Origin of the sequence: Lentibacillus kapialis, assembly GCF_014646635.1 — a bacterium.
In the GTDB taxonomy this organism is placed as follows: Bacteria; Bacillota; Bacilli; order Bacillales; family Amphibacillaceae; genus Lentibacillus; species Lentibacillus kapialis.
The window spans coordinates 1-10,307 of sequence record NZ_BMNQ01000079.1; the positions used below are offsets into that span (position 1 = coordinate 1).

General features: G+C 42.8%; 12 protein-coding genes and 1 riboswitch. Of the genes, 8 read left to right on the forward strand and 4 right to left on the reverse strand.

Annotated features, from left to right (window positions below; translation table 11 throughout):
- Nucleotides 1-160: 160 nt before the first annotated feature.
- Genes IEW67_RS16675 through modA form a run of 3 tightly spaced genes read right to left on the reverse strand, consistent with a single transcriptional unit; the run spans nt 161 to nt 2,334 of the window.
- The gene (locus IEW67_RS16675) at nt 161-775 is read right to left on the reverse strand and encodes an ATP-binding cassette domain-containing protein (protein ID WP_188634208.1); all 615 of its coding nucleotides are present in this window, start codon (nt 773-775) and stop codon (nt 161-163) included.
- Nucleotides 776-822: 47 nt separating this feature from the next.
- Nucleotides 823-1,515: a molybdate ABC transporter permease subunit gene (gene modB / locus IEW67_RS16680; protein ID WP_188634209.1), complete on the reverse strand. Its 693-nt coding sequence runs from the start codon at nt 1,513-1,515 to the stop codon at nt 823-825.
- Between the two features lie 15 nt (nt 1,516-1,530).
- The gene (modA, locus tag IEW67_RS16685) at nt 1,531-2,334 is read right to left on the reverse strand and encodes a molybdate ABC transporter substrate-binding protein (RefSeq protein WP_229671917.1); all 804 of its coding nucleotides are present in this window, start codon (nt 2,332-2,334) and stop codon (nt 1,531-1,533) included.
- Nucleotides 2,335-2,563: 229 nt separating this feature from the next.
- On the opposite strand from modA, the gene IEW67_RS16690 reads away from it, so the two are divergent.
- Complete coding sequence (locus tag IEW67_RS16690; protein ID WP_188634211.1) at nt 2,564-3,412, forward strand: chemotaxis protein; 849 nt, start codon at nt 2,564-2,566, stop codon at nt 3,410-3,412.
- A 440-nt stretch (nt 3,413-3,852) separates the two neighbouring features.
- Here IEW67_RS16690 and IEW67_RS16695 read toward each other — a convergent pair whose 3' ends face one another.
- Nucleotides 3,853-4,653: a C40 family peptidase gene (locus tag IEW67_RS16695; protein WP_188634212.1), complete on the reverse strand. Its 801-nt coding sequence runs from the start codon at nt 4,651-4,653 to the stop codon at nt 3,853-3,855.
- 248 nt (nt 4,654-4,901) lie between these two features.
- Nucleotides 4,902-5,010: riboswitch (TPP riboswitch) on the forward strand.
- Nucleotides 5,011-5,101: 91 nt separating this feature from the next.
- On the opposite strand from IEW67_RS16695, the gene IEW67_RS16700 reads away from it, so the two are divergent.
- From IEW67_RS16700 to IEW67_RS16730, 7 genes are all read left to right on the forward strand, one after another.
- Nucleotides 5,102-5,695 (forward strand): YkoF family thiamine/hydroxymethylpyrimidine-binding protein, encoded by a 594-nt coding sequence (locus IEW67_RS16700; protein WP_188634213.1) that lies wholly within the window; start codon nt 5,102-5,104, stop codon nt 5,693-5,695.
- Nucleotides 5,696-5,705: 10 nt separating this feature from the next.
- Complete coding sequence (locus IEW67_RS16705; RefSeq protein ID WP_188634214.1) at nt 5,706-6,311, forward strand: ECF transporter S component; 606 nt, start codon at nt 5,706-5,708, stop codon at nt 6,309-6,311.
- Nucleotides 6,298-7,893: an ABC transporter ATP-binding protein gene (locus tag IEW67_RS16710; protein ID WP_229671915.1), complete on the forward strand. Its 1,596-nt coding sequence runs from the start codon at nt 6,298-6,300 to the stop codon at nt 7,891-7,893. The genes IEW67_RS16705 and IEW67_RS16710 overlap by 14 nt, the downstream gene beginning before the upstream one ends.
- Nucleotides 7,877-8,656 carry an energy-coupling factor transporter transmembrane component T family protein gene (locus IEW67_RS16715; protein ID WP_188634215.1) on the forward strand — a complete coding sequence of 260 codons (780 nt, stop codon included), beginning with the start codon at nt 7,877-7,879 and terminating at the stop codon, nt 8,654-8,656. Before IEW67_RS16710 ends, IEW67_RS16715 begins: the two co-directional genes overlap by 17 nt.
- 422 nt (nt 8,657-9,078) lie before the next feature.
- A complete protein-coding gene (locus tag IEW67_RS16720) occupies nt 9,079-9,453 on the forward strand; it encodes a hypothetical protein (protein ID WP_188634216.1) in 375 nt (124 codons plus the stop codon).
- A gap of 220 nt (nt 9,454-9,673) precedes the next feature.
- Nucleotides 9,674-9,928, forward strand: coding sequence for a YkvS family protein (locus IEW67_RS16725; protein WP_188634217.1), 255 nt, complete (start codon nt 9,674-9,676; stop codon nt 9,926-9,928).
- A complete protein-coding gene (locus tag IEW67_RS16730; protein WP_188634218.1) occupies nt 9,925-10,068 on the forward strand; it encodes an FbpB family small basic protein in 144 nt (47 codons plus the stop codon). The genes IEW67_RS16725 and IEW67_RS16730 overlap by 4 nt, the downstream gene beginning before the upstream one ends.
- Nucleotides 10,069-10,307 lie beyond the last annotated feature (239 nt).

A 10,307-nucleotide genomic window follows, 5' to 3' on the forward strand; every position in this document is an offset into this window, starting at 1 on the left:
CTAAAAGACCTGAATCAACTATATAGGCGTGCGTACTCAAACTATTGAACCGCCGTATACGGAACCGTACGTACGGTGGTGTGAGAGGACGACTAATCAACTAATGATTAGTCTCCTACTCGATTGTTATAACGCCTTGAAAACATAATACATTGCTCCGTTAAACAAGTTTACCTTGCTCTATATAAAGGATTCGATCCCCCAACTTTTCTGCCTCTGCATGATTGTGTGTCACGATAATGGTAGGAACCCCCCACATTCTCTGCAGCCGCAGCAACTCTTCGTGACTTTTAGTGCGGGTTGTATCATCCAATGCAGAAAAAGGTTCATCAAGCAATAATAAATCAGGTTCTGTAGCAAGTGCACGTGCAATTGCCACGCGTTGTTTCTCCCCGCCCGAAATCTCATGTGGATACTGATTCTTCAAATGGCTGATATGCAATTCTTCCATTAATTGTTGAGCAAGATTTTCAGATTTCATCCCATAAGCTATATTTTTCCAAACATTCATATGAGGGAAAAGGGCATAATCCTGAAAAAGATAACCGATTCCTCTGTTTTGAATAGCGACAGAAGTCTTTTTTGTTTCAAATAATACACAACCATGTAACTGTACATACCCGCTATTCGGTTTGGAAAGGCCGGAGATACAATTTAATATGGTCGTTTTACCTGCACCGGATGCACCAAACAGCACAACTATCTCATTTTCGGCATTGAATGTCACATCTAAATCAAAATGATGAAGTTTTTTATATAGATTTACGCGCAGCATGTTTAACTCCTCAGAAAATGGTAGTATAAGCTTCCGTTAATCAATCATCATTCACCCCGTTTGTGTGAAAAACGCATCATATTGTGTTTGCTCCACCAATTAAGCCACAAGATAGCCGAAAATCCGAGTGAGATAATGATGATAACCCAAAATGTCGCTAGTTCCATATTTCCGGCTTCGACTTCAAAATAGATAGCTAAGGGGATGGTATCTGTTACCCCTGGAATATATCCTGCGAGCATGAGTGTTGCACCAAATTCCCCCAATGCACGCGCAAATGTTAATACCAACCCCGCTAATAGCCCGGGCCATGCCAGCGGAAAGGAGATAGTCCAAAACACTTTCCACTTAGATGCTCCCATAGTATAGGCCGCATTCTCAACATTTGGTTCATACTTCTGAAATGCCGCCGAAGCACTTTGATACATTAAAGGGAAAGAAACGACGACGGCTGCGATAATCACAGCGTACCACGTAAAGACAATTTGCAAGTCAAATAATCGGAGGAGCAATTGTCCTAATAATCCATTTTTCCCAAATAAAAACAGCAGTCCAAATCCTACAACAGTCGGCGGCAGTACCAAAGGCAATAGCATGATTGCCTCCAGTATGCTTTTTCCGGGGAAGTCATTCCTGGCAATAATTCGGGCCAGAAAAACGCCCGTAATAAACACAATAACAGTTGCCAGTGCTGCGGTCTTAAAGGATAACCATAACGGAGTGAAGTCTATAAAGTCCATAATGAATACGTCACCTTAGTCTGTCTTTTTAAAACCGTATTTTTTCAAAATAGTTTGCGCTTGATCAGATTCTATATAGTTAATAAATTCCTTCGCTGTCATTTTCTGTTCCGTGTCTTTTACAACTGCAGCGGGGTAAGTAATCGGATCATGCATATCCTTCCCTGCCTTTGCCAAAACTTGAATTTTATCTGAAATCATGGCATCACTTTGATAAACGAAACCGATATCTGCATTACCTGTCTCGACGTATGTAAGGACCTGCCGGACATTTTTTGCCAATACCAGCTGATGTTTCAGATTGTCCCACATGTTCAAAGTTTTTAATGTTTGTTTTGCATATTTACCAGCCGGGACACTTTCCGGATCACCTATTGTTACGACATCTAAATCTTCTGCTGCCATGTCCCTAATAGATTGATAATTGAGATCGGAGGATTTGTTCGCTATAAGCGCCATTTTATTCCCTGTAACGTCTGATCGTGTTTTCGGAAAAATAAGCTGTTCATCTTCCAGCGTATCCATCCAGTCCTGATTAGCTGAAATAAATACATCAGCAGGGGCACCTTGCTGAATTTGCTGTGCCAAACTTCCTGACCCACCAAAATTGATTGTTAAATCAACATCATGTTCCTTTTCATAGGATGTTTTTATTTCGTTCAAGGCATCTGTTAAGCTGCTTGCTGATGAAATCATTAGTTCGGCATTTTTTTCGGGGTCCTGATCATTTTCCGCATTTGAATCTGTTGAACTGCTGCTGTCACGATTACAACCAGTGATAAGAATTGATACAATAAGCAACGATAACACGATAGTCACTTGTTTCAATGGCCTTCACCCATTCATTATAAGAGGTTGTTCAAAAAGTCCCTCTTTTGAATATGTCATATAATTAAATCGAAAACATTCTATTTAATTATAGTTTAAAATCAGCGAAACAACAATGAAACAATAGCAACATCGGATACGGAAACTAAAAAACAAATAATTAGTACTATTTTAAAAAATAGTCTCTTTGATATAATTGGAGTATCAAGGGGGGAGGTATATGGCACAAAAAATTGCAGTCGCGATTATCCATGGAGCCGGGTCGCCAAAAGAAGATTTTGCCCATTCGATCATCAAAAGGATTAAGCAACGTTTCGGGAAAAAACTGAACAAAGAAGATTTGGTATTTGAACCAGTATTTTGGTCGTCGGTTTTTGAAAACGAAGAGCGTAAACTATGGGAAAGAGTTCAGCAGCAAACAGAGTTGGACTATCATTGGCTGCGCCGTTTTGTCGTTGAGTTTCTTGCCGATGCTGTAGCATATCAGCCATCATCGGAAGCCAATCCGAATTATGATAAGGTCCATTCTCTTTTAGCCCAATGTTTAAGCCGCCTCCAAGCAAAAGCCGGGTCAAGCGCTCCCTTGTGTGTGATCAGCCACAGTCTCGGCTCAGTCGTAGCCAGCAATTATTTCCATGACTTACAGACAAGGCATGATAATATTGGACAACTTACAGAACGATACGCAGGTCATACACCTTTAGAAAAGGGAGAGACTCTGGCTTTATTTTATAGTATGGGAAGCCCGCTTGCATTGTGGTCTCTCCGGTTCAACGATTTCGGTGTGCCGATCAATGTCCCGTCGTCTGCGATACAAAACTATTACCCGAATTTTGAAGGGGAGTGGCTGAATTTTTATGATAAAGATGATATCCTCGCATATCCTTTAAAAGGATTAAACCGCCATTACCAAAAGGCTGTCACGGGAGATGTGGAAGTAAACGCAGGAGGGATGCTGACGAGTTGGAACCCCTTTTCTCATGTTAAGTATGATACTGATCGGACTGTGATCGGTTATCTTGTGGACGGGCTGGTCAGAACGTGGCATGAAATCAATGGTGAAGCATAATATTCCGGTTATATCCCTCTCCACATGTTTCCAGGAAGCAAATAACGCAGGGGAGGTTCCCCTAAAGCTGGATGCTACGGACTGTGCGGATCCCCATTCCGCTAAATGGGCAAAAATCACCCTATTTAGTGTTGTAATGAATCCTCATTCCGCTATTCATGGGAAAACAGGGCAAAAAGAGGGAGAAAAGGGGAAATAGCGGAATGAGGATCCGCTAACGTGTTTAAATGACCTTAATTGATGCAAATAACGGAATGAGGATCCGCCGAAGCCAAGTTATCCGGACAGAACGGATCCTCGTTCCGCTAATTATGAAAAAGGACGGAACTTTTTAAATGACTTCCATTTTGTCTCAACCTCTACCTTAAATTATATACTTTCTGATCTTTTCAAAAAAACGAAGAGGCTGTCTTCTAAGGACAGCCTCTTCGTTTTAACGATTAATCAAAAGATTTAGCACCTAAATAGTGATTTTGCCAATAATCTATACCAAGGTCAGCTGTTTCAACGCCAGTTTCTTGAGTGCCTGCATGGATCATTTTATTGTTTCCGATATAGATGCCGCTGTGTGATGGTCCGCTGGTATATGTTCCTTCAAAGAATACAACGTCACCAACACTGGGTGAGTCTACATGTTCACCGTCTAAGGCCCACATATCAGCATGAGTTCTGTTCAATTCAACGCCATTCTGGTCAAATACATAGTTAATGAACCCGCTGCTGTCAAATCCACTTGGCGTTTCGCCTCCAGATACATAGGGTGAACCTATTAAGTTTCTTGCGCTGGACACAACATTAGACGTTGCAGCAGAATCACCGGAAGTTGAACTTAAAGTCATGGTGTCGGATTTTGCCTCAGTTTCGGTTTCAGCCTCGATTTTGCTTTCAGACGACGATAAGGCTTTTCTTGTTTCAGGTCCGACTATTCCATCAACTGCCAGTCCACGGTCGGACTGAAATGCTGTTACGGCTTCTTTCGTGATAGATCCGTAGATTCCATCAAGATTATATGTATAATAACCTTGAGAAGCAAGTTCGGATTGTACCGATTTGACTGCTTCACCACTATCTCCTTTATTTAAGAGTGTGCTTGCTGATACCTCAATGGATGAATCTGTATCTGAAGGGTTTACGTTTGCATGGGCTGACACACTCTCACTTAATGCAGGTGTTAATGCCACAGAAGTGACAAGTGCGGCGGAAACGACATACGTCTTGACTGGATGTTTTGGTTTAATCATTTTCGAATTCCCCCAACATAAAATTATTTGAAGCAGTGTACGATTTCTTCAAACTGATACCCATTCTATCAGTTTGATAATACAAACAGTTTTCAATCATTTTAAGCAGCAATAAAAAATCTTTACATCGTTGTTTAACTTTGTAAAAAATAAGATCCGCCGACTTATTTTAATATAGATCCTTGCTTTCCCCTTTACAAAATTCACAAGATTATTTATCATAAAGTTACATGAAAACTGCATAACCTCGTGAGCGCTAGGGGAGCTGCCGGATGTGGCGGCTGAGAGGATTTTACAATCTGACCCTTTGTACCCGAACTGGATAATACCAGCGTGGGGAAGTGCAGTCACCGTATGATTATTGAAGGCGTTTTTGACATACACATGCAGACTGCATTCCCTGGGGATGCAGTTTTTTTGTGACGAAATATGAAGGAGGAGGAGAGACATGGCTAGCAATAGTTGTGGAACAAGCAGAATCGCAGGATGTCAATTCACACTATTCCCGATGAGTGATAAGTTCGTTGATATTATTCTGGGGGCGCTGGAGAAGGTGGATACTTCAAAAGTCTGGAAAAACACCGATGATGTAAGCACGTGCGTACGCGGGAAGATAGTTCACGTTTTTGATGTAACGGAGGCGCTTTTTTTGCATGCAGCTAAAACAGGGGAGCATGTAGCGATAAGCGGCACGTTTTCCATCGGTTGTCCGGGCGATACGGATGCGGATTCTTACATGGATGAGTCCGACACACCGCTGAATATTGAAACTTCTGGTGAGATCACTCAGGAAGCGGGGTGTAAATTCTCACTTTACCCGATGGGGCGTGAGGACTATATGGATACAATCTATACACAAATTGATTTATCAAAACATCGCAATGTTGAGGTGAACGCTGCGCACTATGCGACAAGGCTGGATGGCGATGTGAAGGATATTTTCAGCGCGCTGCAGCAATCGTTTGACAGTGTTCAGAAGAAGGTTTCCCATGTCACTATGACGTTTACTATGTCAGCGAACAGCCCGTCCAATAAATTTTAGGAGGATTGTTATGACGAAGAATTGGAGGTTGAAAGAAATTGTTCTGATGTCGATTTTGGGCGTCGTCTTTGGTGTTATCTACCTGGTGTTTTTTATTGTCGGTGAAGGGATGCGCAATATCCTCGCCCCATTCGGTCTGGCGCCGTTTGGTTATGAAATCATCTATGGCGTTTGGTTCATTGCCCCAATCATGGCGGCTTACATTCTCCGCAAGCCCGGCGTTGCCTTCACGGCCGAATGCATAGCAGGAGTAGTTGAGGTCCTGCTCGGTTCAGCCGCAGGCCCCGGGTTGCTTCTTTCCGCTGCTATCCAAGGGGCCGGAGCAGAGACTGTGTTCTCCCTGACTGCATGGAAGGACTACCGGCTGCGGATTCTCATATTATCCGGCATATCCACTGCTGTGATCAGCTTTGCCTGGCATTTGTATTCAGCCGGGATGATTGCTTTGGCACCATGGTTAATCGTCTCAACATTGGCTGTGCGAATCATCAGTGCCGCTTTGATCTCAGGGGTCCTCGGTAAATGGCTCAGTGATCAGCTTGCAAAAACCGGTGTGCTACGCGGGTATGCCTTGGGAAAAGCATGGCAGAGGAAGCGGAAACATGCAAGTGCATAAAGGATGGGAGCAACCGATCATTGAGATTGAAAATTTTTCGTTTTCCTATGAGGAAATCGATAAACAGCCTTTACTCGATGGTCTGGATGTTACACTGAACCCAAATGAAGTGACCCTCTTGATGGGGGCAAGCGGATCCGGAAAAAGCAGTCTGGCTCTATGTCTTAATGGCTTATATCCGGAAGCTGTGGAAGGGATATCTTCCGGTGATATATTTTTCCTCGGGAAACATATCCAGGATTGTGAAAGAGGAGAGCTAACACAGAAAATCGGCATTGTTTTTCAAGACCCTGAAAGCCAGTTCTGCATGATTACAGTAGAGGATGAGCTGGCATTTACGTTGGAAAACAGAAAAATTCCCGCTTCTGAAATTTTCGGGAAAATTGAATCAGTGCTAAAAGCTGTCGGAATGCAGCGTTTTATTCATCATAAGATCCATGAACTTTCGGGTGGGCAGAAACAGAAGATTGCGCTTGCTTCTGTCCTCCTGCTGGAACCGGAATTGCTGATTCTGGATGAACCAACGGCGAATCTTGATCCAGTCTCGAGTCTTGAATTTATCGAACTCGTGGAAGCAATTCAGGAAGAACGACAAATGTCTTGTCTGATTATCGAGCACCAGGCTGAGGACTGGCTCCGGCTGATCGAACGGGTATTGGTAATCGGAATGGATGGGAAACTGTTGGCTGATGATGCACCTGATCGCCTGTTTTCTGAGCAACAGCGACTTCTTGAACAGGAAGGCATCTTTTTGCCTGAAGAATATTCCGGCGGATTTGAAGGTCGGAAGAGGTATAATCAGACTGTGCCGGCAGAAAAAACCGTGTTATCTGTTCGTGATTTATCATTTTCATGTAAAAATCAAAACGTCTTGAATAACATCAATATAGATGTGCTTGCAGGGGAGTTAATTGCTGTTGCCGGGGAGAACGGTGCAGGCAAATCGACGCTTCTCCAGTTGATGGCAGGGCTGCTCGAACCGGATGCAGGAGATATTTTTCTGTTTGACCGCCCATTAAAAAAATGGCGGGAGAACAAGTTGCGAAAACACATGGGTTTTGTCTTCCAGAATCCGGAACATCAGTTCATTACTGATACTGTCTATGAAGAATTAACTTTCGGGATGAAATGCAACGGTTATACCGAAGCAGAGATGGAGAACGCTGCGGACTTATGGATGGGGCAATTTGGACTGCGAGAGCATCGTGACAATAATCCATTTGCTTTAAGCGGCGGACAAAAGCGACGATTGAGTGTAGCGACTGTGCTTGATGTGTCGCCGGATATTTTGTTATTTGATGAGCCGACATACGGGCAGGATGCTGCTACAACAACTGAATTGATGGATTATGTCATGGAGTTGAAGGCGATGGGGACGGCCATCATTTTCGTCACACACGATATGAATATTGTAGATGCTGCTGACCGTGCCATTATCCTGAAACAAGGCGGAGTGGCATTTTCGGGTGTACCGGATACTTTATGGAAGAAAACGAAAATGCTTTATGAGGCCAGACTGCGTAAACCTGCAAGACTTCGTCAAAATCGGCGGGAGAGTCACGTTTATGATATCATCCATTAATCCATCGATGAAAATGGTTGCCGTCTTGCTTCCGGGGATACTGCTCGGACTCACTTATGACGTCTTCACACCATTAATGTATTTTATATTTATCTTGATTGTTACTTTTTCCATGACGCATATATCAATCTTGCGCTGGCTGAAATTGTTCAGCCCATTTCTCATGCTGGCGGTTAGTTTTGCTTGGATGACCATGCTTTATGCGAATCAAACCTTTTCCGGCGGTCAGGAAATGTTTCGTTTTTGGTTGTTTGAAGTGACATCCGGAAGTTTTCAGACGGGCGTGAGTGTAGGATTAAGGTCGCTCTGTTTCGGTGCACTGTCTTTGTTATTTATCTTGACGACGGATTCAACGAAATTGATGCTCAGCTTCATGCAGCAATTCAAGCTGCCGCCGAAAATCACATATGGCATCCTGGCCGGTTACCGCTTTCTGCCGGTATTCCAGCATGAACTGCAAACTCTCAGACAGGCTCATCGCATTCGTGGTGTCAGTCGGGCGCGTGGTATCAAAGGAAGCGTTAATCAATTTCGCCGTTATGCCATCCCGCTTCTGGCCAGCGGTATCCGCAAAGCAGAACGTGTTTCCATTGCGATGGAATCTAAGGGCTTTACTGATGATGCTGATCGCACACATTATCATAATATGACGGTCAAAAAGCGTGATTGGCTATTTCTGGTCCTCATGATCGGGGTTTTGATTGCCGTATTTGTATTGTCATATTATTTCGGATACTTGCAAATCTTTGGAAGGCAGTTTTGAATGGTCTCCAACAGCACCACCTAGGAGCCTTGAACAGAATTAAGATATACAATACTAAAGACGAACGATACTCCGTTTTAGCGGAGGAAATATACGTAGAATCCTGCGGGAAGAAAGGCCCGGTGAGACCCCGCAGTGCGTCAGCACGAAGAGGCTCAACAGCCGCCCTAAGGTGCGCGAAGTATATTTCCGGAGCGGTGTATACGCTCTAGTTAGTTCGGTTTTTTCCTTAATAAAATGACTTTTGTCCAAGGCTCCTAGCGTATCATGCTGCGACAGTTCATCCTATTTGAGCTAAATTATACAAATAGATAACTTTTTAATGCCAACAGGCCACGGGGATCTGGTGGTTTCTTTTTTAAAAGACGGATGATATGGTTATTATGGTGTTATTTGGAATTGATAATGAAAGGGGAAATAAAATGCCAGTTAATCTGCCTGCAAAGCACATTTATATGCTGAATCTTATATCCGGCATACTGTTCTTCCTGGCAAGCACCATCACAAGTCTGATGACAGCTGCTAACTTCCAAACACTGCTGGTTCTCACCATTATCGTGATCATATACTGGATTCTGGCTGTTACCTTAACAGGATTGTATAAAACGTCCCGCAATATGAAGCAAATACATCTGAAAACGCTCATCAGTATCGTCATCATAATGGTTGTTTTCGCTATTCAACAGCTGATGTTTATCAAAATACCATTTTCCGCAAGCTTTGTTTTTTTTGCGTTTAGCTTAGTGTTTCTGATTTTACTGCATATCATGTATTTTCGATTAAGATTTCATGACTGATTGTGCTACGCTGTGAAAAACGATACACATATGAAGTTGTTTCATAGAGACATTCTTTTTGGTATGAATCCATGCTGAAAAATTACGCATTTCTGCCACATTTTCACCGGATTTGTGCCAAAACCCTTCTGTATAGTTGGCTATAATCCTTCCCATAGGAGGCAGGATTAACACGGTCTTCCATCCAACCTTAAATCAAGCAAAGTACAGGAGGAGCGATATGTTTAAACCTGATCGAAGTAAAGCCAAGCCTGGCGACATTATCGAATTCGAACAAAATGGCATATTAGTGCAGGGTGAAGTTCTGCCATCCAAGACAAAAAACAGTATTGTTGCGGATATATCAGGCACAAAAGGCTATGAAAAATTAAACCATGGCTATACCAATACTGTTGTCAGCCACAAAAGCTATCGGATCATTGGCCAGGCAAATGATGCATTGAAAGTGAATCATTTAGGGAGTGTCTACGGATGAGAACGAAACGTCTGAAGTTCGAGCAGCTGGTACAGGAAAATAAGCAGGAATTAATGTCCGATGAAAAACAAATCTCTCAAATTGAGCTGCGTCTCGAAAAGAAACAGGCAGCAGCAGTAAATGATAAACAAGATGCATAGCGTCATTTTGTTTGTATAATAACCCTCCTTTTAAAGCATAATCGAAACCACATAGGATCAAGGGGCATGATTAAGAAAAATTTGGTTTTTTCTTAAATCATGCCCCTTTTTTTAAAGATCAGAAAGTATATAATTTTTAGCCCTATTGATACTTCGTCGAATATTGCCACGTCCGGCTCTAGCACTAATGCTGTAGCGTGACTCCTCGATAAGTCAATAGCGATTCGCTTGCGCTCCTA